22 protein-coding genes and 1 pseudogene are annotated in these 23,746 nt (G+C 71.1%); 13 read left to right on the plus strand and 10 right to left on the minus strand.

The features are described from left to right. The first annotated feature begins 96 nt into the window (after positions 1–96). Both ACTT8P_RS17770 and ACTT8P_RS17775 read left to right on the plus strand, forming a co-directional pair. Positions 97–1,083 carry a hypothetical protein gene (locus tag ACTT8P_RS17770; protein WP_442832629.1) on the plus strand — a complete coding sequence of 329 codons (987 nt, stop codon included), beginning with the start codon at positions 97–99 and terminating at the stop codon, positions 1,081–1,083. Between the two features lie 107 nt (positions 1,084–1,190). Further along, entirely contained in the window at positions 1,191–1,814 is a 624-nt protein-coding gene (locus tag ACTT8P_RS17775) for an HAD family hydrolase (RefSeq protein WP_442832630.1), read from the plus strand. On the opposite strand, the gene ACTT8P_RS17780 is transcribed toward ACTT8P_RS17775, so the two are convergent. Continuing rightward, complete coding sequence (locus ACTT8P_RS17780; RefSeq protein ID WP_442832631.1) at positions 1,790–2,041, minus strand: hypothetical protein; 252 nt, start codon at positions 2,039–2,041, stop codon at positions 1,790–1,792. The two genes, ACTT8P_RS17775 and ACTT8P_RS17780, sit on opposite strands and share 25 nt — an antisense overlap. A gap of 134 nt (positions 2,042–2,175) precedes the next feature. Here ACTT8P_RS17780 and ACTT8P_RS17785 point away from each other — a divergent pair, with 134 nt between their 5' ends. Next, entirely contained in the window at positions 2,176–3,789 is a 1,614-nt protein-coding gene (locus ACTT8P_RS17785; RefSeq protein ID WP_442832632.1) for a recombinase family protein, read from the plus strand. A gap of 187 nt (positions 3,790–3,976) precedes the next feature. Here the strand turns inward: ACTT8P_RS17785 and ACTT8P_RS17790 are convergent, their stop codons facing one another. Beyond that, the gene (locus ACTT8P_RS17790) at positions 3,977–4,222 is read right to left on the minus strand and encodes a GntR family transcriptional regulator (protein WP_442832633.1); all 246 of its coding nucleotides are present in this window, start codon (positions 4,220–4,222) and stop codon (positions 3,977–3,979) included. A 23-nt stretch (positions 4,223–4,245) separates the two neighbouring features. Then, a pseudogene (locus tag ACTT8P_RS17795) lies at positions 4,246–5,192 on the minus strand (IS630 family transposase). Positions 5,193–5,341: 149 nt separating this feature from the next. Here ACTT8P_RS17795 and ACTT8P_RS17800 point away from each other — a divergent pair. Both ACTT8P_RS17800 and ACTT8P_RS17805 read left to right on the plus strand, forming a co-directional pair. Then, positions 5,342–5,428 carry a helix-turn-helix domain-containing protein gene (locus ACTT8P_RS17800; RefSeq protein ID WP_442832675.1) on the plus strand — a complete coding sequence of 29 codons (87 nt, stop codon included), beginning with the start codon at positions 5,342–5,344 and terminating at the stop codon, positions 5,426–5,428. 171 nt (positions 5,429–5,599) lie between these two features. After that, positions 5,600–5,983, plus strand: a complete 384-nt coding sequence (locus ACTT8P_RS17805; RefSeq protein ID WP_361156342.1) for a cold-shock protein — start codon at positions 5,600–5,602, stop codon at positions 5,981–5,983. Between the two features lie 14 nt (positions 5,984–5,997). On the opposite strand, the gene ACTT8P_RS17810 is transcribed toward ACTT8P_RS17805, so the two are convergent. The 4 genes from ACTT8P_RS17810 to ACTT8P_RS17825 form a co-directional block, all read right to left on the minus strand. Next, positions 5,998–6,873 (minus strand): 1,4-dihydroxy-6-naphthoate synthase, encoded by an 876-nt coding sequence (locus tag ACTT8P_RS17810; protein WP_442832634.1) that lies wholly within the window; start codon positions 6,871–6,873, stop codon positions 5,998–6,000. Continuing rightward, positions 6,866–7,558 carry a futalosine hydrolase gene (locus ACTT8P_RS17815; protein ID WP_442832635.1) on the minus strand — a complete coding sequence of 231 codons (693 nt, stop codon included), beginning with the start codon at positions 7,556–7,558 and terminating at the stop codon, positions 6,866–6,868. Before ACTT8P_RS17815 ends, ACTT8P_RS17810 begins: the two co-directional genes overlap by 8 nt. Positions 7,559–7,581: 23 nt before the next feature. Further along, entirely contained in the window at positions 7,582–8,097 is a 516-nt protein-coding gene (locus tag ACTT8P_RS17820; RefSeq protein ID WP_442832636.1) for a DUF2771 domain-containing protein, read from the minus strand. Between the two features lie 217 nt (positions 8,098–8,314). Beyond that, a complete protein-coding gene (locus ACTT8P_RS17825; protein WP_442832637.1) occupies positions 8,315–9,709 on the minus strand; it encodes an MFS transporter in 1,395 nt (464 codons plus the stop codon). Positions 9,710–10,042: 333 nt separating this feature from the next. Here ACTT8P_RS17825 and ACTT8P_RS17830 point away from each other — a divergent pair, with 333 nt between their 5' ends. From ACTT8P_RS17830 to ACTT8P_RS17850, 5 genes are all read left to right on the plus strand, one after another. Further along, entirely contained in the window at positions 10,043–10,966 is a 924-nt protein-coding gene (locus ACTT8P_RS17830) for a DUF3027 domain-containing protein (protein WP_442832638.1), read from the plus strand. 122 nt (positions 10,967–11,088) lie between these two features. Then, positions 11,089–14,217: a sacsin N-terminal ATP-binding-like domain-containing protein gene (locus ACTT8P_RS17835; protein ID WP_442832639.1), complete on the plus strand. Its 3,129-nt coding sequence runs from the start codon at positions 11,089–11,091 to the stop codon at positions 14,215–14,217. Between the two features lie 181 nt (positions 14,218–14,398). Then, a complete protein-coding gene (locus ACTT8P_RS17840; protein WP_442832640.1) occupies positions 14,399–15,277 on the plus strand; it encodes a calcium-binding protein in 879 nt (292 codons plus the stop codon). Between the two features lie 32 nt (positions 15,278–15,309). After that, the gene (locus tag ACTT8P_RS17845; RefSeq protein WP_442832641.1) at positions 15,310–16,083 is read left to right on the plus strand and encodes a calcium-binding protein; all 774 of its coding nucleotides are present in this window, start codon (positions 15,310–15,312) and stop codon (positions 16,081–16,083) included. Positions 16,084–16,244: 161 nt separating this feature from the next. Next, a complete protein-coding gene (locus tag ACTT8P_RS17850) occupies positions 16,245–17,135 on the plus strand; it encodes a hypothetical protein (protein ID WP_442832642.1) in 891 nt (296 codons plus the stop codon). Between the two features lie 3 nt (positions 17,136–17,138). Here ACTT8P_RS17850 and ACTT8P_RS17855 read toward each other — a convergent pair whose 3' ends face one another. Both ACTT8P_RS17855 and ACTT8P_RS17860 read right to left on the minus strand, forming a co-directional pair. Continuing rightward, positions 17,139–19,523 (minus strand): HAD-IC family P-type ATPase, encoded by a 2,385-nt coding sequence (locus tag ACTT8P_RS17855; protein WP_442832643.1) that lies wholly within the window; start codon positions 19,521–19,523, stop codon positions 17,139–17,141. 98 nt (positions 19,524–19,621) lie between these two features. Beyond that, positions 19,622–19,885: a DUF2530 domain-containing protein gene (locus ACTT8P_RS17860; RefSeq protein ID WP_442832644.1), complete on the minus strand. Its 264-nt coding sequence runs from the start codon at positions 19,883–19,885 to the stop codon at positions 19,622–19,624. Positions 19,886–20,059: 174 nt separating this feature from the next. Here ACTT8P_RS17860 and ACTT8P_RS17865 point away from each other — a divergent pair, with 174 nt between their 5' ends. Next, positions 20,060–21,475 carry an NCS2 family permease gene (locus ACTT8P_RS17865; protein WP_442832645.1) on the plus strand — a complete coding sequence of 472 codons (1,416 nt, stop codon included), beginning with the start codon at positions 20,060–20,062 and terminating at the stop codon, positions 21,473–21,475. A 67-nt stretch (positions 21,476–21,542) separates the two neighbouring features. Here ACTT8P_RS17865 and ACTT8P_RS17870 read toward each other — a convergent pair whose 3' ends face one another. Further along, on the minus strand, positions 21,543–21,746 hold the full coding sequence (locus ACTT8P_RS17870; protein WP_442832646.1) for a ribbon-helix-helix protein, CopG family: 204 nt from the start codon (positions 21,744–21,746) through the stop codon (positions 21,543–21,545). A gap of 164 nt (positions 21,747–21,910) precedes the next feature. On the opposite strand from ACTT8P_RS17870, the gene ACTT8P_RS17875 reads away from it, so the two are divergent. Both ACTT8P_RS17875 and ACTT8P_RS17880 read left to right on the plus strand, forming a co-directional pair. Next, entirely contained in the window at positions 21,911–22,348 is a 438-nt protein-coding gene (locus ACTT8P_RS17875; RefSeq protein ID WP_442832647.1) for a MarR family winged helix-turn-helix transcriptional regulator, read from the plus strand. Between the two features lie 35 nt (positions 22,349–22,383). Then, positions 22,384–23,745 (plus strand): MFS transporter, encoded by a 1,362-nt coding sequence (locus ACTT8P_RS17880; protein WP_442832648.1) that lies wholly within the window; start codon positions 22,384–22,386, stop codon positions 23,743–23,745. Position 23,746: the final 1 nt, after the last annotated feature.

A 23,746-nucleotide genomic window follows, 5' to 3' on the forward strand; every position in this document is an offset into this window, starting at 1 on the left:
GCGGGTCGCCCCCGGCCCACCCAGCCCTTCCCGGACGGCGGCAGGCGGTACCGTCGTCCGGCGGGGTACCAACAACGAGCCACCCCGGAGGGGTTCGTGGGCATCGAGAGCGACCAGGTCGTCTACGAGTATCTGAGCCGCGTCGGTGACGTGGCCCAGCAACAGCAGCTGCCGTCGGCCACTCGCATGCGTCTCGTCGCCGATCTGCGCAACGAGATCGACAAGCGCCGGTCCAAGACGGTCGTCGACTCCCCGGCCGCCGTCCGCCGCATCCTGGAACGGCTCGGCAGCCCCGACGAGGTGGTCGAGGCGGCCGGCGGCGACCCCCGGGCCGCGACCGCGACCTGGGAACCGCCGCCCTCGGTGCCCGTCCAGCCGGACGGCGGCCCGCAGCGCAAGGAGCGGGTGAAGGGCCTGCGCCGGGTGGTGCCGCGCCCCCGCCCCACCGATCCGCCCCCCGCCCCCGCCGAGCGCCCCACCCCGCCGCACCTGGCCCAGGCGCACGAACTGGGCGACGCCACCGTCCCGCGCCCCGACTGGTGGCGCACGGAGAGCGGCCCGTTCGGCGGCGGCGACCAGGTGCCCGGCTTCGTCGGCGGCATCGAGATCCCCGACCTGCTCAAGCCCCCGCCGCCGCCCGGGAAACCAGCACCGGAACCGGAGCGGGCCGCCGTCCCGGCGCCCACCGAGGAGACGGCGAAACCCCGCCGCTCCTGGTGGCCCCGCAAGCCCCTGCTCGCCCAGGGCCGCCCCAACCCCCTGCTCCTGCTGGCCGCCGCCCTGCTGCTCGTCGGCGCGTTCCTCGGCAACCTGCTGCCGCTCGCCCTCGGCTGGGTGCTGGCCTTCCTCTCCCGCCGCCTGACCCCGGCCCAGGCCAAGTGGGCGGTCCTGGGCCTGCCCGGCCTGACGGCGGCGGCCGGCCTCGGCTGGCTCTGGGGCCGCACGGAGGGCCGCTGGGGCGACCCGATCGCGGACGGCCACATGAACGAGGCCCTGACGCAGACGTGGCCGTGGGTATTGCGGGGCGCGGCCCTGGCCTCAGCCGCGTACCTGCTCTGGAAAGCCCGCAGAGTCGGCAACTGAACGACGTCGGAAGGGGGAGATACCTAGGGGCGCGGGGCTGTGTCGACATGCGGCTCCGCCGCGCGGGCGCGCCCAGCCCCACGCACCCGCACGCGACAATGGACCCCATGCCCACCACAACCACCGTCGGCTTCGACCTCGACATGACCCTCATCGACAGCCGCCCCGGCATCCACGCCTGCTACACCGAACTCTCAGCGAGAACCGGTACCCACGTGGACGCCGACCTCGCCGTGACCCGCCTCGGCCCACCCCTGGAACAGGAACTCGCCCACTGGTTCCCGGCCGAACAGCTCACCGCCACCGCCGACCTCTACCGCTCCCTCTACCCGCAGTACGCCATCGCCGCCACCCCCGCGCTGACCGGCGCCCGGGAAGCCGTCGCCGCCGTACGGCACTCCGGCGGCCGGGCGATCGTCGTCACCGCCAAGTACCAGCCCAACGCCACACTGCACCTGGACCACCTCGGCATAGCACCGGACGCGGTCATCGGCGACCTGTGGGCCGAGCAGAAGGCCGTCGCCCTGCGCGAGCACGGCGCGGAGATCTACGTGGGCGACCACCTCGGCGACATCCGCGGCGCCCGCGCCGCCGACGCGCACTCCGTCGCCGTGGCCACCGGCCCGTACACCGCCGACGAGTTGCGCGCGGCCGGCGCGGACACCGTCCTCGCCGACCTCACCGAGTTCCCGGCGTGGCTCGACTCCTACCTGGCGGCGGCCCGCGCCTGACGCCGCCCGGCGGCGATCGACCGCAGCACCCCCGCCCCGGCGATCAGGAAGCCGACCCCCATGAGCATGCTCAGCAAGAACATGTACGTGGGGAACGGCGTCGTGCCCAGAAACAGCGGGGCCACCGTGACCACCGTGGCCACGGTGCCGAGGAAGAAGACGATGGCGCCGGCACGGATCAGCCCGTCGCCGGGCGCGGCGGAATACGTTTGGGTTTGTTCACGCACTCGACCAGGGTAGTTCCCGACCCGAGGGAACGACCGGGGGACGTCTTGTCACCAGCCTGAAGACGAGAACAGACGTGCCTACTGGCAAAGTCAAGTCGGTTATCTAGGCACACAGACTCCGCTAGCCTCCCCTCATGACACCCGGTCTGCGCTACCTCGCCTGTCTCCGTCTCTCTGCCGACTCGGACGGCTCGACGTCCATCGAGTGGCAGCGTGGCGTGATCCGACACCACGTCAGCTCTCCACTCCTGTCCGGCGTCCTGGTGGGGGAGGCAGAGGACACCGACGTGTCCGGCTCCATGAGCCCCTTCAAGCGTCCCAAGCTGGGACGCTGGCTCACGTCCCGAGCCGATGAGTTCGACGTGATCGTTGCGGCCAAGATGGACCGGCTAACCCGTCGCTCAATGCACTTCAACGAACTGTTGGAGTGGGCACAGGAAAACGGCAAGTTCATCGTCTGCGTTGAAGAGGGGTTCGACCTCTCGACTCCCCAAGGCAAGATGATGGCTCGGATGACTGCCGTCTTTGCTGAGGCTGAGTGGGACACGATCCAGGCACGCATCCTCAACGGCGTACAGAGCCGTCTGGAGAACCGTTCATGGCTCACAGGTGCTCCGCCTACCGGCTACCGCATTAAATCCGTAGAAGGAGGCAAGAGGAAGGTTCTGGAGATTGACCAGGACTTCCACCCCTACGTAGAAGAGATCTTCACTCGTGTCCGTGAGGGTCAGTCCACACACCGGATTGCACGTGACTTCAACGGCCGTGGCGTACTCACATGGGGTGACCATCTCAGGAAGTTGAAGGGGCAGGAAACCAAGGGGACTCAATGGCAGTCCACCATCATCAATAAATTCATCCGCTCCTCTTGGGTTCCCGGTATCTACACGTACAAGGGTGAGGCTGTCTTGGATGATCAGGGAGAGCCGGTAATCCTTCCTGAGAAGCCATTGGCCACCATGGGCGAGTGGACGGAATTGGTAGACAGGATCAAACCCGCTCCCAAGCCTGTAGGGGCGGAAAGCCGTACCAGCACAAAGAGCCTGCTTGCTGGAATTGCCCGGTGCGGTAACTGTGGAGCGCCGGTTACCTCTCTCCTGAATACTGGTCACACCAGGAAAGATGGAACGAAGATTCCCGGTCGCAGGTATTACCGGTGCTCCAATAAGTTCAAGGGCGGCTCATGTACGGAAGGTGTCTATATCCGTGCTGATCTGCTGGATACGTGGGTTGACCAGGAGATTCGGGGGAGTGTAGGCACGTGGGACATGTACGAGCGTGCCGGTACGGGACCCTCTCAGGCAAGGGAACTCCAGGAAACCAGGGCACGCCTGGAGAACCTGGAAGCCAAATACATTGCAGGTGAGTACGACGGAGAGGGACAGGAAGAGTCGTACATGCGAATGCATAAGGGACTCTCCGCGAAGGTCGCTCTCCTGGCTAAGCAGGAAGAGGAAAGGGTTAACCCGGCTCTCAAGGCAACGGGTAAGAAGTACGGGGAAGTCTGGGAAGCGAAAGACCAGGAAGATCGTAGGGAATTCCTGCGGACTTGCCAAGTAAAGATCTGGGCTTGGGGTAAGGGAACGGATGAGAGCGAGAAGGGAATGGTAATGGATCTGGGAGATATTCAGGCCATGGCTAATGAACTCGCACTCACACGTCCTGGAGAGAACAGGATGACTCGGCTAGTAATTAGCCATAATGCGGAAGTTCATACGTGGAAGGCTTTGCCATTGGCCAAGCAGTAAGAGGTATAAAGAATAAGGTTCCGCCTAATTGGCGGAGTCTTATTCTTTTATGGCATTGTTTATGAATTCGACCCCCTACCATTAACGGTTGAATAACAGTTGAGGGTGCCCCGGTCTTTCGAGTGCGTAGGGCTTCCTAGGGGTTGGGCAGTAGCCGGAAGAGTCACAAAGAGGCTTACAGGGACACTCAGGGGCTTTCTGGAGGAGTATCTGTCACGTAGTTACCCTGTCCGACTTCCAGGCGTAGCCATCCGTCTGCGCGGAGCGCTACGACTGCTTTCTGTGTGGTCGCCTGTGCCGTCCCGTGCTCCGCTGCCAGTGCGACCGTCCCAGGGAATCGCTCGCCGGGTGCCCACTCTCCAGCGCGCAAGCGGCGACGCAGGTCGTCGGCAATCTGCGGCCAGAGGTTCCGGGAGCGGTCAAGATCAGGCATACGGCCAGCCTGTGTGCTATTGATCAGAAACTCATGGGGTTCTCGTCCAGGGTGTAACGGACGTGTGGGCCGCCGAAGTAGCCGCGGACGATGTGCGGCTGGCGTTGGCGTCTGCGGAAGAAGCGGCGGGTCTCGGCGGCGAGTTCGGCCTGGCCGCGGGCCCGGTGCTGCCGGGGCAGGCTGTGCTTGAGGTCGGTGTTGACCAGCTCGTCGGGGTCCAGCTCGGGCGAGTACGGCGGCAGGAAGTGCAGCTCGATGTCGTCAGGGTGGGCAGCGAGCAGTCGCGGACCTTCCTGGAGCGGTGGGCGGAGTGCCCGTCGACGACGAGGTGGACCTTGGTCTCGAAGTGGCCGGCGAGCCGGTCCAGGAAGCGGCACATCACCTCGGCGTCGAAGCTCTCGGTGAAGACCATGAAGTGCATCCGGCCCTTGGTGCTGATCGCCGACATCGCGTTCACCGAGAACCGGTTCCCGCTCCGCCGCACCACGGGTGTCCTGCCCCTCTCTGCCCAGGTGCGGCCGGTGACCTGGTCGGATCGAATGCCGACCTGGTCGGCGAAGAGGACCTCACCGCCCTCGGCCTTCGCCTTCGCGCGGATCTTCGGCCAAGTCTTCTCGTGCCAGCGTCGGACGGCCTCCGGGTCCTGCTCGACGGCCCGCTTGTCCGGGCGCTGGAAGGACAGGCCCCACCGCTTCAGGTACTTGCCCACTCCCGGTTCGGTCAGCCGCACCCGGTACAGCTTCGCGATCAGGTCACCGATCAGCCGCCGCGTCCACAACTGTCCGCTCAGCCCCACGTCGCAGGGTCGGTGGTCGAGGATCGCCTGCCGCACCGCGGCCTGCTCGGCCTCCCCGAGCACCTGGTGCACCCCGACCGGCTTGCCCCGCGGCTGCATGACCAGCGCCTCTCGTCCGCCGACCTGCCACTTCGCCCACCAGTTGTCGACCGCCTTCAGCGACACCCCGAACATCACCGCCACATCCTCACGGTCCCGGCCCGCCACCAACGCGGCCACCGCCCGCAGCCGCAGGGCCTCCTGCGCCGACGGCGACAGATGCCGCGCGTCCCCCACCAGATCGCTCACACCCCACCAACGACCCAGAACCCAAACCGTTTCGGATCAATAAGGCCAAGGGGGAGAGCATTACTGCCATTGCCAAGGCTCTTGGAGTCTCCCGCGCCACCCTCTACCGGCACATCGGCTAGTCCCTCACACTTCCCTCGCCTCTCTGAGCCTCTGCCGACACAGGTAGGGGCTCAGTCGTGTTGCCGGGCGTGATTAAGCCTGTGTGTCGCTGGGGAGAGCCCCGGTAGGCTGTCATGACGGCAGTTCAAAGGTGTCCGGCCAGTCCGGCAGCTATAGAGGGAGCGTGTGCTTTGCCGACTGGCAAGGTCAAGTGGTTCAACACCGAGAAGGGCTTCGGCTTTCTCTCCCGCGACGACGGCGGTGACGTCTTCGTCCATTCCTCGGTCCTCCCCGCCGGAGTCGAGGCCCTGAAGCCGGGCCAGCGCGTCGAGTTCGGTGTGGTCGCCGGCCAGCGCGGCGACCAGGCGCTGTCCCTGACGCTGCTCGACCCGGCCCCCTCCCTCGCGGCGGCCCAGCGCAAGAAGCCGGACGAACTCGCCTCGATCGTCCAGGACCTGACGACCGTGCTGGAGAACATCACGCCGATGCTGGAGCGGGGCCGCTACCCCGACAAGGCGGCCGGCGCGAAGATCGCCGGTCTGCTGCGCGCGGTCGCCGACCAGCTCGACGTGTAGGACCCGTCGACCCGTCAGGGAAAGGCGAGCGCGTCGGGGCCGAGGGCCGGTACCAGTCCCTCGGCCGCCGCCCGGGTCAGCAGCCCGCGGATCGCCGCGTAGCCGTCCTCGCCGAGGTCGGCGGTGAACTCGTTGACGTACAGCCCGATGTGCTGGTCGGCGACGGCCGGGTCCATCTCCTGGGCGTGCTCCATGACGTACGGGCGGGAGACCTCGGGGTCGTCCCAGGCGGCCCGGACGGAGGCGCGGATCGCGGCCGCGAGCCCGGTCAGCGCCTCGGCGCCGAGCGCGCGGCGGGCGATGATCGCGCCGAGCGGGATGGGCAGGCCGGTGGTGGCCTCCCAGTGCTCGCCCATGTCGGCGAGCTTGTGCAGGCCGTAGTTCTGGTACGTGAACCGGGCCTCGTGGATCACCAGTCCCGCGTCGACCTTCCCGTCCCGCACGGCCGGCATGATCTCGTGGAACGGCATGACGACGATCTCACCGACCCCGCCGGGCACGGTGTCCGCCGCCCAGAGCCGGAACAGCAGGTACGCCGTCGACTTCTCGCTCGGCACGGCGACGGTCCTGCCGCGCAGTCCCCCACTGCCGAAAGCGTGGGAGGTGCCCCCAGCCCCGGCCTCGCGGGTCAGCACCAGCGGCCCGCAGCCCCGGCCCAGCGCGCCGCCGCAGGGCAGCAGCGCCCACTCGTCGAGAACGTACGGCAGCACGGCGTACGACACCTTCAGTACGTCCAGCTCGCCGCGCTCGGCCATGCCGTTGGTGAGGTCGATGTCGGCGAAGGTCACGTCGAGGGCGGGGGCGCCGGGGATCCGGCCGTGTGCCAGGGCGTCGAAGACGAAGGTGTCGTTCGGGCAGGGGGAGTACGCGATCTGCAACGAGTCACTCATGGGGGTTCCAACTCTTCAGGGCGGGGGTGAGCTTCCCGAAGGCGTCCGTGAGGGCCGCGAGCGCGTCGCCGATCCGCCAGGCGGCGCGGTCGCGGGGGCCGACGGGGTTGGAGACCGCGCGCAGTTCCAGCACGGGCACCCCGTGCGCGGCGGCGGCCTCCGCGACGCCGAAGCCTTCCATGGCCTCGGCGAGGGCTCGGGGGTGGCGGGCGCGCAGCGCGTCCGCGCGGGTGGCGGTGCCGGTGACGGTGGAGCCGGTCAGCACGGTGCCGGGGCGGGCGCCGGTCGCCTCGGCCACCGCGTGGACCAGGGCGGGCGGCGGGCGGTGGGTGACCGTGCCGAAGCCCAGCTCGGTGACCGGGAGGAAGCCGTCGGCGGTGTCGGCGCCCAGGTCGGCGGCGGTGATCTCGTCGGCGACGACGAGCGAGCCGACGGGGGCGGCGGGCGCGAAGCCGCCGCCGATGCCGGCCGAGACGACCAGGCCGTAGGGGCGGCTGTCGAGGGCGGCGGCGGTCAGCGCGGAGGCGGTGCAGGCGGCGGCGAGGGCGGGGCCGACACCGGCCGCGAGCAGGTCCCAGTCGTCGGCCACGCGGTGCAGGCCGGCCCCGGGCAGCGGTGTCTCCCGGACCGGTCCGGGAAACGCCCGGGCCACCGCGTCCCGTTCGGCGGGGACCGCGGTGGCCACGAGGACCCGGACGGCAGGCGTGGTCAGTCGCCCTTCTTCAGCTCGAAGGCCCACACGCCGGTGAACGACGTGCCGCCCTCCTTGCCGTTGCCGGCCACGAGGGCGACCTTGGTGGAGTCGCCCTGCGCGCCGTACTGGGCGTTGAAGAACACGCTGCCCGGGACCGTGCGGTAGGTCTTCTTGCTGTCGTCGGTCAGCGGCTGACCGTTCATCAGGATCGTCCAGCGCTTGTCGGCGATGTCCGGGTCCACACCGAAGCGGACGGTCTCGTCCGGGTCGACCGTGATCGACTCGATGTCCTTGTCCTGGAGGCACTTGGTCAGGTCGGCGGTCTTCAGGGCGGCGTCGCCCTCGCCGCCACAGGTGGCCTCGGAACTGATCGAGTCGCTGCCGACGGTGATCGTCGACAGCGGCGTCGGCTTGTCGCAGGCCGACAGGACGAGCAGTCCGGCGGATACGGCGCCGGCGGCGGCGACGGCACGGCGGCGTCGCACAGCGCGGTGTCCGAGAGCGGCTGCGCCGCGGGGCAACGTGGTCATGGGCGAAGGTTATCGGGCCCTTATCACCAGCCGCCCACCTGGGTACGGCGTGCCGTGCTCACGCCACCTTCGGCCTGCGGCGCGGGTACGGCGCTCCAGGCACCGGCGGCCCCCGGCCCGGTGGCCCGCCGGGCTCCCCGTTGGCCCGGAGTCCGAGGGTCCGTCGGACGGTGGTGCCGGGGCGTCTGCCCGGCGGTCCGTGGCGCCCGTGCCGTGCTCACCCGACCCCGGACCGGCGGCCGCCGTACCGTGCCGAGACGATCAGACCGCGTACGGTGCCCAGCCAGCCGGCCGCGACGATCACGGCGCCCACCGCCAGGCCGAGGGTGCCGTTGAGCGGCAGCGCGATGCCGACCGCGCCGCCCAGCACCCAGGCCATCTGGAGCAGCGTCTCGGAGCGGGCGAAGGCGGAGGTGCGGACCGGTTCCGGTACGTCCCGCTGGATCAGCGCGTCCAGGGACAGCTTGGCCAGCGCCTGCGCGAACCCGGCGATCGCGGCCAGGAACGCCACCAGCACCGCGCCGAAGAAGACGGCCGCCACCACCGCCGCGGCCAGCACACCGGCCAGCACCGTCACGATGATGATCTCCGGGGCGCGGGAGCGCAGCCAGGCCCCGACCGCCGTGCCGAGCGCGTTGCCGGTGCCCGCCGCCACGCCGACGATGCCGAGCGAGACCGCCGCGCTCTGCCCGGTCATCGGGTGCTCGCGCAGCAGGAACGCCAGGAAGAAGATCAGGAAGCCGGTCAGGCAGCGGACCGCCGCGTTGGCGGCCAGCGCGTGGGTGACCGCCGTACCGACCGTACGCAGTCCGGGGCGCTTGCCCTGCCGCCGGCGCGGGCCGTGCAGATGGGCCCCGTCGGCGGCGAGCAGCGCGGTGGCCTCGCCGCGGGCCGAGTCGACCTTGCGGGGCAGCGTGAAGGAGAGGAACGTTCCGGCGACGAAGATCACGAAGGCGCCGTAGAGCGGCCAGCGCGGCCCGAGCTGCTGGAGCCCGGCGCCGATCGGGGCGGCGGCGCCGGTGGCGAGCAGGCCGCCGAGGGTGACCCGGGAGTTCGCCTTCACCAGCGAGAAGGCGGGCGGCAGCAGCCGGGGCACCACCGCGCTTCTGACCACGCCGTACGCCTTGGAGGAGACCAGCACGCCGAGCGCCGCCGGATACAGCTCGATGCCGCCGCTGATCACCGCCCCCGACAGCACCAGGGCGAGCAGCGCGCGGGCCGCCATCGCGGTGGCCATCGCGGCCCGGCGGCCGTGCGGGACCCGGTCCAGGAGCGGGCCGATCACCGGGGCGAGCAGGGTGAAGGGGGCCATCGTGATGGCGAGGTAGAGGGCGACCCGGCCGCGCGCCTCGTCGGTGGGGACCGAGAAGAACACGGTGGAGGCGAGGGCGACGGTGATCATGACGTCGCCGGCGCCGTTCACCCCGTGCAGCTCGATCAGCTTGCCCAGGCCCGACTCGCCGGCCCCGTGCGCGTGCGTCACCCGGCGGATGCCCCGGGCCGGGCCGGTCACCGGCAGATGCAGCGCGCGGCCGACCGCGCGGAAACGCCGGGGACCGCGTCCCCGGACCCCGCCCTTCAGTTCCGTCCGTTCCGTCCGTGCGGCTGCCACCCCGTCATAGTGCCCCGAGAGCCGGGGGTATAGCGCGGTCATGGCACGGATGGAGCTGATCGGGTCGGGTGGGACGGCACCGGGCGCCGGACGGGAAACTCCCCCGGTGTCCCCCGTCGGTGTAGGCCCAGCGCAGCCGAGCAGGTAGCGTGCGTAGCGCGTCGTGGCGAATGTTCTCGGCCGCGCGCCTCACAGTCATCCCGCAGAATGGATGACGTAGGTGCGCCCGAGCGCGTCGGGCGCGGACGTCGACGCGGTCCCCGGGTCCGCTCCGTCCGTACCCCGCCGCAAGTGGCGCACCCGTGAGACGGCGTATGGAGAGAAGCGATACCTGTGAGCGCAGCGACAACGCGAAGCCGCACCCCTGACCGCCTGTGCGCCGAGGCCGTCGACCTCGCCAGGGCAGCGGCCCAGGAGGCGGCCGCGCCCGGTGTGGTCGGTGCACACGCCGGGCTGGTCTCGGAGGGTGACCGCGTTGTCACGCACTACTTCGAGTGCGTGGAGCTCGGGTACCGCGGCTGGCGCTGGGCGGTGACGGTGGCGCGGGCCTCCCGCGCCAAGCTGGTGACGGTCGACGAGGCGGTGCTGCTGCCCGGCCCGGACGCCGTCCTGGCCCCCGAGTGGGTGCCGTGGAGCGAGCGGCTGCGCCCCGGCGACATGGGACCCGGCGACCTGCTGCCCACCGACGCGGAGGATTTGCGGCTGGAGCCGGGCTGGTCCGGCGAGGACGAGCCGCCGCCGAACTCCGCCGTCTCCGAGCAGATGGCCGAGCTGGCGGAGGCGGAGGACGCCGAGGTCACCGCCGCCTCCCCGGCCGAGCTGGCGCTCACGCCGCCGCGCGGCACGATCGCGGCGGTCGCCGACGAGCTGGGGCTGCGCCGGGCCCGGGTGCTGTCCCGGTACGGGCTGCACACGGCCGCGGACCGCTGGGAGGAGGCGTTCGGGCCGAAGACGCCGATGGCGCAGGCGGCGCCCGCGCCCTGCGTGTCCTGCGGGTTCCTGCTGCGGATCGGCGGGTCGCTCGGGCAGGCGTTCGGGGTGTGCGCGAACGAGTTCTCGCCGGCCGACGGACGGGTGGTGTCGCTGGCGTACGGGTGCGGCGGGCACTCCGAGGCGGCGGTCATGCCGAAGCCGCCGCAGCCGGCCTCGCCGGTGATCGACGAGACGCGGGTCGATCCGTTCCCGCTGCGGCGGGCGGCTGACGCCGGGTCGGTGCCGGTGGGTGACGACGCGGCGGCGGACCTGGGGCACTCCTGAGCAGGTCCCTCTTTCGGCCTGAACGGCCTCGTCCTCAAGCGCCGGACGGGCTGACTCCGTGCGCGCGGTACCTTCGACCCCACGCCGTTGAGGTCGTCCAGGGCCGATGAGGAGAGATCAACGTGAGCAAGTTCGTGCGGCCCGCCGCCGAGGGCGCGGACCCGTTCGGTACGGCGCGGCTGCGGCGCGGGGTGCTGGACGCCTGGGCGGCCAGCGGCGCCCGGTTCCGGGAGGACGCCAACGCCGAGGAGGACCTGGTCCTCGGCGGCTACCGGGACCGGCTGGTCGTGGAGCTCGCGCAGAACGCCGCCGACGCCGCCGCCCGCGCCGGGCAGCCGGGCCGGCTGCGGCTCACCCTGCAGGGCGGCGTGCTGGTCGCCGCCAACACCGGCGCCCCGCTGGACGCGACCGGTGTCGAGTCGCTGGCCACGCTGCGCGCCTCCGCCAAACGGGACACCGCCGAGGGCGCGGTCGGCCGGTTCGGGGTCGGCTTCGCGGCCGTGCTGGCCGTCACCGACGAGCCCGCCGTCGTCGGCCGGCACGGCGGCGTGCGCTGGTCGCTGGCCGAGGCGCGGGACCTGGCCGCCGACGTCGCCCGGCACGCCCCGGGCCTCGGCGACGAGATCCGCCGCCGGGACGGACACGTACCGCTGCTGCGGCTGCCGCTGCCCGCCGAGGGCACCGCGCCCGACCCGTACGACACGGCCGTCATCCTGCCGCTGCGCGACACCGCCGCCGCCGATCTGGCCGAGCGGCTGCTGGCCGGCGTGGACGACGCGCTGCTGCTCGCCCTGCCGGGGCTGGCGGAGGTGGTGGTCGAGACGGCGGCCGGAAGCCGGACGCTGCGCCGCCGCACGGACGCCGGCGTCACCGTCGTAGAGGACTCCCGCGAGGGCGTCACCCGCTGGCGCACCGCCACCGCGCACGGCCCGCTCACCCCCGACCTGCTCGCCGACCGCCCGGTCGAGGAGCGGCTGCGCCCGCACTGGTCGGTGACGTGGGCGGTGCCGGTGGACGACGAGGGCGCCCCGGTCCGGCCCCGCACCAGCCCCGTCCTGCACGCCCCCACCCCCAGCGACGAACCGCTCGGCGTGCCCGCCCTGCTCATCGCGTCGTTCCCGCTGGACTCCACCCGCCGGCACGCCGCCCCCGGGCCGCTCACCGACTTCCTGGTGCAGCGCGCGGCGGACGCCTACGCCGGGCTGCTCGCCGACTGGTCCCCGGTCACCGACCGGATCATCGGCCTGGTGCCGGGCGCGCTGGGCCGGGGCGAGCTGGACGGCACCCTGCGGCAGGCGGTCCTGGACCGGCTGCCGCGCACCGCCTTCCTGCCGCCCGCCGCCGTGCCGGGCGGCGCGGACGACGAGGACGAGCTGCCGGTGTCGCTGCGGCCCCGGGACGCCGAGGTGGTCGAGGGGGCCGGCACCGAGACCGTACGGGTGCTGGCGGAGGTGCTGCCGACGCTGCTGCCGGCCGGCCTTGAGCGGCGCGTCGAGCTGCGCACGCTGGGCGTGGCGCGGCTGCCGCTGACCGACGTGATCGACCGGCTGGCCGGGCTGGAGAAGGCGCCCGGCTGGTGGCGGCGGCTCTACGACAGCCTGGCCGGGGTCGACCCGGACCGGCTCTCCGGGCTGCCGGTGCCATTGGCCGACCGGCGTACGGTGATCGGGCCCCGGCAGGTGCTGCTGCCGACGCCGGACGCGCCCGCCCTCGACCCCGAGGTGCTCGCCCGGCTCGGGCTGAAGGTCGCCCATCCGGACGCCGCCCATCCGCTGCTGGAGAAGCTCGGCGCGCTGCCGGCCACCCCGCGCGCCGTCCTCACCACCCCGCAGGTGCGCACCGCCGTCGCCGCCTCCCTTGACGACGAGGGCGGCGCGAACTGGGAGGACGACGCCCTCGACGCCGAGGAACTGGCCGACACGGTCCTCGGGCTGGTCCGGGACGCCGCCCTGGAGCCCGGCGAGGAGCCCTGGCTCGGCGCGCTCGCGCTGCCCGACGAGGACGGCGAGCTGTCCCCGGCCGGCGAACTGGTCCTGCCCGGCGGCCCGTTCGCCCGCGTGATGCGGGCGGACGAACTCGCCGCGGTGGACGCGGAACTCGCCGCGAAGTGGGGGCCCGAGCCGCTGGCCGCCTGCGGGGTCCTGGTCACCTTCGCCCTGGTCCGGGCCACCGACGTGGTCCTCGACCCGGACGAACTGGAGCCGCGGGACGGCGACTTCGCCGAACCCGACGACGCCGGGCTGCTGGACGCGGTGGACGTCTGGTGCGAGGACATCCTCGACCGATACCCCGACACCCCCGTCCCACCGGTCGCCACCGAACTCGTCGCCGTCCGCGACCTGGACCTGGTGGCCGACGACCAGTGGCCCGAGGCGCTCGCCCTGCTGTCCCGGCCGCCGCTGCGCGACGCGCTGGTCCAGCCGGTGCGGATGCTGCTGCCCGACGGCACCCACGAGACCGTACGGCCGTACACCGCGTGGTGGCTGCGCGGGCACCCGGTGCTTGGCGGGCGCCGCCCGGCCGGACTGCGCGCGGCCGGCGGCGACCCGCTGCTGCGCGGCCTGTACGACGAGGCGGACGCCACCGGCTTCGACGACGAACAGGTCCTGCGGGCGCTCGGGGTACGGACCTCCGTCGCCGCGCTGCTCGACGAACCGGGCGGCGCGGCCGAACTCCTGGACCGCCTCGCCGACCCGGACCGCCCGGTCACCGCCGCCCAACTGCACGGCCTGTACGGGGCGCTGGCCGACCTCGACCCGGACCAGGTGACCCTGCCGGACGAACTGCGCGCGGTCGTGGACGGCGAGGTGCGGGTGGTGGACGCCGCCGACGCGGTGGTCGTCGACTCACCCGACCTGCTGCCGTTCACCGGCGGCGTCCCGCTGCTGCCGGTGCGGCCGGCCCGCGCCGCCGAACTGGCCGAACTGCTCCAGGTACGGCGGCTGAGCGAGTCCGTCACCGGCCGCGTCGACTCGGCCGGCACCGAGCACGACGTACCGGAGCCGGTGCGGGCGCTGCTGGGCGCCCGGACCCCGTCCTGCTACGTCGAGCACGAGGAACTCGTCGTGGACGGCGTGCAGCTCGACTGGCGGCTCGGCGCCGACGGGGTGCCGCACGCCGCGACCCTGGAGGGCGTCGCCGCCGGCCTCGCCTGGGCGGCGGGCCAGTGGCCGCGCCGCTTCGAGGTGGCGGCACTCCTGGAGGACCCGTCCCGGACGGCGGAACTGGCGCGGGACCGCTGGTTCGACTGACGGCGGCGGGAAGGTCCGGAGCGATCTCGGTCACATTTTCTTCACCTCCGTACAACCATTCGTTTCCCTTGTTGATCTGATCACGCGAGTCAACAGACTCCCTGATCACTTGGGCCCCGGTGTGACACGAGCCGCTGGGGGGCGACGACCGCCGGGGCCCCCTTTCCCACTTGGGGATCGCATGCGTATGCGCGCCACCGTGGCCGCCGTTTCCGGCGCCCTGGCCCTGTCCGCTTTCGCCGTACCGGCCGCGCAGGCCGACTCGACGGCCGACCCGCTCCAGCAGCGGCCGACCGCCGCCGACGTCTTCGGCGTCGACGGGCACCGTTCCACCGCCCGTTCGGCCACCGCCCTGCCCACCATCACCAGCGTGTCGGTGAACGGCGGCAAGGACGTGGTCGTCGGCACCACCAACGCCAAGACCTTCACCGTGTCGGTGACCGCCACGCACGCGAGCGGCATCGCCGACGCCTTCGTCGAGCTGTGGCACGGCACCGACTTCGACACCTACGTCGACGGAGCCCTGTCGCAGAACCAGGACTACGCCACCTGCACGGCCGCCAGCGCCACCAAGTCCACCTGCAAGCTCACCGTCACGGCCCGTCCCGGCTACGACGACGAGCTGGTCGGGTACCTCTACGACAACGCCCTGGCCGGTTCCTGGAAGGTGAACGTGGCCGTGCTGGCGAACGACGGCAACGTCTACCAGGACACCGCCTACAAGACCGCCAAGGTCAAGCGCCTGTCCAAGCTGACCGTCAACGCCGCCCCGGAGCCGGTCAAGAAGGGCGCCACCCTCACCGTCACCGGCAAGCTGACCCGCGCCGACTGGGAGACCGAGAAGTACGTCGGCATCCCCAGCGGCCAGTCGGTGGCGCTCCAGTTCCGCAAGGCGAGCAGCTCCACCTACAGCAACGTCAAGGGCATCAAGACCACCTCGGGCGGCGCTCTGAAGACGACCGTCAAGGCGTCGTCCGACGGTTACCACCGCTTCAACTACCAGGGCATCACCAGCACCGCGGCGTCCGTGGCCGCCGGCGACTACGTCGACGTCAAGTAAGCACCGACCGCTTTTCCACTGGGGGAACACCCATGCGCATACGCACCGTCGCGACCGCCGTCACCGGCGCCGTGGCCCTGTCCGCCCTCGTCGTGCCGGCCGCGCAGGCCGCGTCCACGCCGAAGGACGTCGTCCTCGGCGACACCACCATCACCAAGGTCGTCGTCGACGGCGACAACAAGGTGTCCGTCGGCACCTCGGCCGCCAAGACCATCAAGGTCAGCGTGACCGCCAAGGACGACTCCGGCATCGCGAGCGCCGAGACGTTCTCGCTGTCCGGTCCCGGTTACGGCTACCTGACCACCGGCAAGCCGACCTGCGCCAAGGTCAGCTCCACCACCGCCACGTGCAGCGCCACGGTCAAGGTGGCCCCGAAGGTGGACTACCTCAGCAACGCCGAAGCGGGCACCTGGTACGTGGACGCGATGATCAACGCCAAGGACGACGACTTCGTCTGGGAGGAGAAGGCCGGCTCCTTCAAGTTCCAGCGGGCCTCCCAGCTCACCGTCAACGCCTCGCCCGAGCCGGTGAAGAAGGGCAAGACCGTCACCGTCACCGGCAAGCTGTCCCGGGCCAACTGGGAGACGCTCAAGTACGCGGGCTACAGCGGCCAGTCCGTGAAGCTCCAGTACCGCAAGAAGAGCGCCACCTCGTACACCACCGTAAAGACCGTCAAGTCCAGCTCGACGGGCGCGCTGAAGACCACCGTCAAGGCCACCGCGGACGGCTACTACCGCTTCGCCTTCGCGGGCACCTCGACCACCCCGGCGGTCAACGCCACGGGTGACTACCTCGACGTGAGGTAACTCGCCCGACAGCATCGGCAGTTCACCTCCAGGACACCCGGGTGAACTGCCGGTGTCGGGTACACCAAGGCTTCCCAAGGCGTACAACCAGCCCCACCCGTCACGGATCTGACCAGGCGAGTCAGCAGACTCCACTGTCACCCTGTGGGGGGAACGAACACATGCGTACCCGTGCCACCGTGGCCGCCGTCACCGGCGCCCTGGCCCTCTCCGCCCTCGTCGTGCCGGCCGTCGCGCAGGCCGCCGACGACACCCGGCCGTCCTTCGCGCGGGCCGTCGCCGACACCGCCGCCGATCTCCAGGCCGGCCTGAAGGGCGAGGCGTCCGCGCCCGCCGCCCGCAGCGGCGCCACCGTGAAGGCCGCCGCCTCGGCCGGCTTCTCCGTGACCGGCGTGTCCGTCAACAACAACAAGGACGTCGTCGTCGGCACGACCGGCAGCTACACCGTCCCGCTCACCTACACCCTGAACCACACCGGTGAACTGGGCGCCTACGGCACCGCCGCGATGATCTACCACGGCACCTCGATCGACGACGCGACCTGGGGCTTCAGCTCCGACGACGCGGCCACCTGCACCGAGGTCTCCACGACCGCCCTGAAGTGCTCCACCACCGTCACCTTCCTGCCGGCCGAGCTGCTCAACCTCGACGCCGGCACCTGGCGGGTCGGCGTCGTCGCGGTCACCGAGGACGAGGAGGTGACCCTGGAGAACGTGGGCACCCGCAAGGTCCTGCGCACCTCCAAGGTGACCGTCAACGCCGCCCCGGAGCCGGTCAAGAAGGGCGCCACCCTCACCATCACCGGCAAGCTCACCCGCGCCGACTGGGACACCAACAAGTACGTCGGCTACGGCACCCAGTCCGTGGTCCTCCAGTACCGCCCGGCGTCCTCCACCGCCTACAGCAACGTCAAGGGCATCAAGTCGACCTCGACCGGCGCCCTGAAGACGACCGTCAAGGCCTCGGCCGACGGCTACTACCGCTTCGTCTTCAACGGTTCCCCGACCGGCGGCAAGGCCACCGCCGCCGGTGACTACATCGACGTGCAGTAACCCCTACACGGGAAAGCGGCGGTCGACCAGTCTCCACAGGAGTTCCAGGGCGGCCGCCGCCACCGCCGCGATGCCGACCGCGGTCCACGGCATCGTGGTGCCGACCAGCTTCAGGGCGAAGAAGTCCTGCAACCACGGCACCGCCAGCACCACCAGGAACCCGGCGCCCATCGCCGCCACCAGCGCGATCCGCCACCAGGTGTAGGGGCGGGCGATGATCGCCAGCACCCACAGCGAGATCAGGAACAGCGTCAGCGTCGCGGCGCTGGTCTCCGCGTCCAGCGCGCCGGGCCCGCGGTAGTGGTGCCGGGCCACCAGATACGTCACGAAGGTCGCCGCGCCGGCCAGCACCCCGCCCGGGATCGCGTACCGCATCACCCGCCGCACGAAGTGCGGCCGGGCCCGCTCCCGGTTGGGGGCCAGGGCGAGGAAGAACGCCGGGACGCCGATGGTGAGCGTGGACAGCAGGGTCAGATGGCGGGGCAGGAACGGGTACTCCACCCGCCAGCACACCACCAGCACCGCCAGCAGCACCGAGTAGACCGTCTTGACCAGGAACAGCGTCGCGACCCGGGTGATGTTGCCGATCACCCGGCGGCCCTCGGCGACCACCGACGGCAGGGTGGCGAAGCTGTTGTCCATCAGCACGATCTGCGCCACCGCCCGGGTCGCCTCCGACCCCGAGCCCATCGCCACGCCGATGTCGGCGTCCTTCAGGGCGAGCACGTCGTTGACGCCGTCGCCGGTCATCGCGACGGTGTGCCCCCGGGACTGGAGGGCGCCCACCATGTCCCGCTTCTGCTGCGGGCTGACCCGGCCGAACACCGTGTGCGCGTCGATCTCCGCGGCCAGGTCCGCCCGCTCGGCGGGCAGCCGGCGCGCGTCCACCGCCGTACCGCTCAGCCCGAGCTTGGCGGCCACCGCGCCGACCGAGACCGCGTTGTCCCCGGAGATCACCTTGGCCTGCACCCGCTGCTGGTCGAAGTAGCGCAGCGTGTCGGCGGCGTCGGCGCGCAGCCGCTGCTCCAGCACCACCAGGGCGACCGGCTCGGCGCCCTCGGCCGCCTTCGGGTGGTCCGGGCCGCGCCCGGCGGTCCGGGCCAGCAGCAGCACCCGCAGACCCCGCTCGTTGAGCCGGCCGGTCTCCGCCAGCGCCGGGTCGTCCTCGGCCAGCAGCACGTCGGGCGCGCCCAGCAGCCAGGTGCCCTCCCCGGCGAACGTGGCGCCGCTGTACTTGCGGGCGGAGGAGAAGGGGAGCGTGGCGGTCGGCCGCCACTTCCCGGTGTCCGGGTAGGCGTCGACGATCGCCCGGAGGGAGGCGTTCGGGCGCGAGTCGGCGGCGCCGAGCGCGCCGAGCACCCGCCGTACGTACGTCTCCTCCGCGTCGGACAGGACCCGCAGCTCGGTGACGTCCATGCCGCCCTCGGTCAGCGTGCCGGTCTTGTCCAGGCAGACCGTGTCCACCCGGGCCAGGCCCTCGATCGCGGGCAGCTCCTGCACCAGGCACTGCTTGCGGCCCAGCCGGATCACGCCGATCGCGAAGGCCACCGAGGTGAGCAGCACCAGGCCCTCCGGGACCATCGGCACGATGCCGCCGACGGTGCGGGCGACGGCGTCCTTCAGGTCGTTGTCCTCGCCGACGAGCTGGCTGATGATCAGGCCGATCGCGGTCGGCACCATCATCCAGGTGACGTACTTCAGGATCGTGGAGATCCCGGACCGCAGCTCGGAGTGGACCAGCGTGAAGCGGGACGCCTCCTCGGCGAGCTGGGCGGCGTACGCCTGCCGCCCCACCCTGGTGGCCCGGTACGCCCCGCCGCCCGCGACCACGAAACTGCCGGACATCACCTGGTCGCCGGGGCGTTTGACCACCGGGTCGGCCTCACCCGTGAGCAGCGACTCGTCGATCTCCAGACCGTCGGTCTCCACACACACCCCGTCGACGACCACCTTGTCGCCGGGCCCGAACTCGATCACGTCGTCCAGCACGATCCCGGAAGTGCCGATCGGGGTGGCCCGCCCGTCCCGCCGCACGGCCGGCCGGGCCTCACCGATCAGGGCCAGCGAGTCCAGCGTCTGCTTCGCCCGCCACTCCTGCACGATGCCGATGCCGGTGTTGGCGAGGATGACGAACCCGAACAGGCTGTCCTGGATCGGCGCCACCACCAGCATGATCACCCAGAGCACGCCGATGATCGCGTTGAACCGGGTGAAGACGTTGGCCCGGACGATGTCCAGGGTCGACCGGCTGCTGCGCACCGGCACGTCGTTGACCTGCCCGCGCGCCACCCGGTCGGCGACCTCCGCGCCGCTCAGCCCGGCGGCCGACAGGGGCAGCGGCACCGGGTGCACGGGATCGAGCTCGGCACCCGCGTCGATGTGCGTCATGCGTTCGACGGTACGGGTGGATTCGTGGCTTCACACGGTGGAAGTCCGGAAGATCCGACCTGGGGAGGACAAGGGCCGGTCGGGATGCTGCGGTGGTACTACGCGCTGCCCCCGTCGGCGCTCCGGGCCCGCCTGAGGGCGGCGTCGCGCCCGCGGACGTACCAGATGCCGATCAGGCCGAGTCCGGCGCCTGCCAGGCAGGTCCACACCCACCACAGGTGCCCGTGGTCGTCGAACCAGCCGTAGAAGGGCAGCTGGACCAGGAAGAGGACGAACCAGATGACCGTGCCGCCGGTGATGGTGGCGACCACGGGGCCCTCCAGGGGCTCCGGCGCCTCGTGCTTCGGTGTCCACTTCGCCATGCGCACAGCTTACGAGGCACGGCCCCGGACCCGTCCGGCGCGCGGGTCTACGCGCGGAGATGGCTTTATCTCCGTCATACGTTCATACTGAATCCGTTTGTAGTTGACCACTTTTATTCGTAGAAAACACCAAACGGCGGTCGGGTGGGGGGCCGCTCGGTGATGAGGTCTCGCATGTCCACCCCGGCCCAGCCCCCGTACGGGGCTCTCGACCGCTACTTCAAGATCTCCGAGCGCGGTTCCACGCTCGCCCGCGAGGTCCGGGGCGGCTTCGCCACCTTCTTCGCGATGGCCTACATCGTCGTGCTGAACCCGATCATCCTGGGCAGCGCGAAGGACATGTACGGCCACCAGCTGGACAACGGCCAGCTGGTCACCGCGACCGCCCTCACCGCGGCGTTCACCACGCTGCTGATGGGTGTCATCGGCAACGTGCCGATCGCGCTCGCCGCCGGGCTCGGCGTGAACTCCGTCGTCGCCCTCCAGCTCGCCCCCCGGATGTCCTGGCCGGACGCGATGGGCATGGTCGTGCTGGCCGGTTTCGTCGTCATGCTGCTGGTCGCCACCGGGCTGCGCGAGCGCGTGATGTCGGCCGTGCCGTACGGGCTGCGCAAGGCCATCTCGATCGGTATCGGCCTGTTCGTGATGATCGTCGGCCTGGTCGACTCCGGGTTCGTCACCCGGATGCCGGACGCCGCGCAGACCACCGTGCCGCTCCAGCTCGGCACCGGCGGGCACCTCAACGGCTGGCCGGTACTGATCTTCGTCCTCGGTGTGCTGATCACGCTGGCGCTGATCGTGCGCAAGACGCCCGGCGCCATCCTGATCTCCATCGTCGTGATGACGGTCGTCGCGGTGATCGTCAACCTCGTCGCCGACATCCCCTCCTGGGGCCTGACCACCCCCGAGTGGCCCGGCAACCCGGTCTCCACGCCCGACTTCGGGCTGGTCGGCGAGGTCAGCCTGTTCGGCGGGTTCGACAAGGTCGGCGTGCTGACCGGCGTGCTGTTCGTCTTCACCGTACTGCTGTCGTGCTTCTTCGACGCGATGGGCACGATCATGGGCGTCAGCGACGAGGCCAAGCTGACCGACGCGCAGGGCCAGATGCCGGGCATCAACAAGGTCCTGATGATCGACGGTCTGTCGGTCGCGGCGGGCGGCGCCAGCTCCTCCTCGGCCACCACCGCGTTCGTCGAGTCCACGGCGGGTGTCGGCGAGGGCGCCCGGACCGGCTTCGCCAACGTCGTCACCGGCCTGCTGTTCGCCGTCGGCCTGTTCCTCACCCCGATCGCCACGATGGTGCCGTCCCAGGCGGCCACGCCCGCGCTGATCGCGGTCGGCTTCCTGATCCTGGCCGGCTCGATCAAGCAGATCGACTGGGCGGACCACACCATCGCCATCCCGGCCTTCGTGACGATGCTGCTGATGCCGTTCACCTACTCGATCACCAACGGCATCGGCATGGGCTTCATCACCTTCACGGTGCTGCGGCTCGCGGCCGGCCGGGCCCGTGAGGTGCCGGCGGCGATGTACGTGGTGTCGACGGTGTTCGCCTTCTACTACCTGATGCCGGCGCTGGGCCTGACGTGACCGGGCCTGACGTGACCGGGCCTGACGTGACCGGGCCTGACGTGATCGGACCTGGCGTGACCGGGCCTCACGTGACCGGCCCGTAGAACCTCTCGGTCTCTTCGACGGCGGACTGGAACCGCTCGTCGAAGTCCTCGCGGACGAGCGTCCGGACGACATAGTCCTGGACGCTCATTCCGCTTCTGGCGGCCCGCTCGCGGAGCCGGTCGAGCAGCTCCCCGTCCATCCGCAGGCTGAGTACACCGGTCTCCGCGGTCCCCGTGGTCGTCATGCCGACGAGGGTCGCCCCGGGGACCGGGTGACGCACGGCTTTCCCGCACTTGCTCACTCGTACGAGTGATGTGACGGTCGAGTGGCCGGGATCACGGGCGTGATCGTGCCGCCCCGTGCCCCTCCCGGTTTTCCTTCGCGTATCTAATGAGTTAGGCTAAGGACATGCCGGACCTCACCCATGGCGACGACGCCGCCGCCGTGAACTCCCTGCGATCCGCCGTGATGCGGCTGTCCCGTCGGCTCAAGCACCAGCGCGTCGACGAGTCACTCAGCCCCACCGAGATGTCGGTGCTCGGCACGCTGTCCACCTGCGGCCGTGCCACCCCGGGCGAACTCGCCCGCAAGGAGCACGTCCAGCCGCCCTCGATGACCCGCATCGTGGCGCTGCTGGAGGCCAAGGGACTGGTCAGCCTGGAACCGCACCCCGAGGACCGGCGCCAGAAGGTCGTGACGCCGACCGAGCAGGCCGTGGTGATGCTCGACGAGAGCCGCCGCAAGCGGAACGCGTTCCTGGCCACGCTGGTCGAGACGCTCGACGAGGACGAGTGGGCGAAGCTGCGCGCGGCCGCCCCCGTGCTGGAGAAGCTCGCGCACCAGTAACTGTTTCCGTTGTCTGCACGAGGAGGCGAACCCTTTTGAGTACGGGATCCGGAGCAGACTCCGCCCCCGCACCTGGCCCCTACGACGACCCGCCCGCCGACCCGCCCGCCCCCAAGACCTCGATGTTCGCCTCCCTGCGGAACCGGAACTACCGCCTGTTCTTCATGGGCCAGGTCGTCTCCAACATCGGCACCTGGATGCAGCGCATCGCCCAGGACTGGCTGGTCCTGAGCCTCACCGGCTCCTCGGCCGCGGTCGGCATCACCACCGCCCTCCAGTTCCTCCCGATGCTCCTCTTCGGCCTCTACGGCGGTGTCCTCGTCGACCGCCTGCGCAAGCGCCCCACGCTGCTGGTCACCCAGTCCGCGATGGCCCTGACCGCGCTGTTCCTGGCCGCCCTCACCCTCACCGGCCATGTGCAGGTCTGGCACGTCTACGTCGCCGCCTTCGTCATGGGCCTGGCGACCGTCGTCGACAACCCGGCCCGGCAGTCCTTCGTCTCCGAGCTGGTCGGCCGCGACCAGCTGCAGAACGCGGTCAGCCTGAACTCCGCCAACTTCCAGTCCGCCCGCCTGGTCGGCCCCGCCGTCGCGGGCCTGCTGATCACCGGCATGGGCACCGGCTGGGCGTTCTTCCTCAACGGCGTCTCGTTCGTCGCCCCGCTCACCGGGCTGCTGCTGATGCGGGCCCGCGAACTGCACGTGGTCGAGCGCGCCCCGCGCGGCAAGGGCCAGCTGCGGGAGGGCCTGCACTACGTCGCCGGCCGCCCGGACCTGATCTGGACCATCGTGCTGGTCGGGTTCATCGGCACCTTCGGCTTCAACTTCCCGGTGTTCCTGTCCGCCTTCGCCGACGACATCTTCGACTCCGGCGCGGGCACCTACAGCCTCTTCAACACCCTGATGGCGGTCGGCTCACTGGCCGGCGCGCTGCTCGCCGCCCGGCGCGGCACCGCCCGGCTGCGGGTGCTGATCGCGGCGGCGCTGGGCTTCGGCGCCCTGGAGGTGGTGGCCGCCGTCGCCCCCGACCTGTGGCTGTTCGCCCTGCTCATGGTCCCCATCGGCGTGTTCAGCATGACCGTCAACGTCACCGCCAACACCAGCATCCAGATGTCCACCGACCCGGCCATGCGGGGCCGGGTGATGTCCCTGTACATGATGGTGTTCCTGGGCGGCTCGCCGGTCGGCGCGCCGATCGTCGGCTGGGTCACCGACACCTACGGCGCCCGGGTCGGCTTCGCGGCCGGCGGCACGGTGGCCTTCCTGGCCGCGGCGGTGACCGGCGTCGTCCTGGGCCGGCTCGGCAACCTGCGCCTGTCGGTGGGCTGGCACCACGGCCACCCGCAGGTGCGGTTCGTACCACGCGGCGGGCGGGAGGAGCTGGCCGCGGCGGCGTAGC

This window comes from Streptomyces sp. JW3, from assembly GCF_052216785.1.
Lineage (GTDB): Bacteria > Actinomycetota > Actinomycetes > Streptomycetales > Streptomycetaceae > Streptomyces.

Excerpts from the sequence above, each read along its gene's own strand:
- ACTT8P_RS17870 (WP_442832646.1), bottom strand. The coding sequence starts at position 21,746 with ATGACGACCACGGGGACCGCGGAGACCGGTGTACTCAGCCTGCGGATG.
- ACTT8P_RS17785 (WP_442832632.1), top strand. The coding sequence starts at position 2,176 with ATGACACCCGGTCTGCGCTACCTCGCCTGTCTCCGTCTCTCTGCCGAC.
- ACTT8P_RS17845 (WP_442832641.1), top strand. The coding sequence starts at position 15,310 with ATGCGCATACGCACCGTCGCGACCGCCGTCACCGGCGCCGTGGCCCTG.
- ACTT8P_RS17850 (WP_442832642.1), top strand. The coding sequence starts at position 16,245 with ATGCGTACCCGTGCCACCGTGGCCGCCGTCACCGGCGCCCTGGCCCTC.
- ACTT8P_RS17855 (WP_442832643.1), bottom strand. The coding sequence starts at position 19,523 with ATGACGCACATCGACGCGGGTGCCGAGCTCGATCCCGTGCACCCGGTG.
- ACTT8P_RS17865 (WP_442832645.1), top strand. The coding sequence starts at position 20,060 with ATGTCCACCCCGGCCCAGCCCCCGTACGGGGCTCTCGACCGCTACTTC.
- ACTT8P_RS17840 (WP_442832640.1), top strand. The coding sequence starts at position 14,399 with ATGCGTATGCGCGCCACCGTGGCCGCCGTTTCCGGCGCCCTGGCCCTG.
- ACTT8P_RS17775 (WP_442832630.1), top strand. The coding sequence starts at position 1,191 with ATGCCCACCACAACCACCGTCGGCTTCGACCTCGACATGACCCTCATC.
- ACTT8P_RS17875 (WP_442832647.1), top strand. The coding sequence starts at position 21,911 with ATGCCGGACCTCACCCATGGCGACGACGCCGCCGCCGTGAACTCCCTG.
- ACTT8P_RS17820 (WP_442832636.1), bottom strand. The coding sequence starts at position 8,097 with ATGACCACGTTGCCCCGCGGCGCAGCCGCTCTCGGACACCGCGCTGTG.
- ACTT8P_RS17810 (WP_442832634.1), bottom strand. The coding sequence starts at position 6,873 with ATGAGTGACTCGTTGCAGATCGCGTACTCCCCCTGCCCGAACGACACC.
- ACTT8P_RS17790 (WP_442832633.1), bottom strand. The coding sequence starts at position 4,222 with ATGCCTGATCTTGACCGCTCCCGGAACCTCTGGCCGCAGATTGCCGAC.
- ACTT8P_RS17860 (WP_442832644.1), bottom strand. The coding sequence starts at position 19,885 with ATGGCGAAGTGGACACCGAAGCACGAGGCGCCGGAGCCCCTGGAGGGC.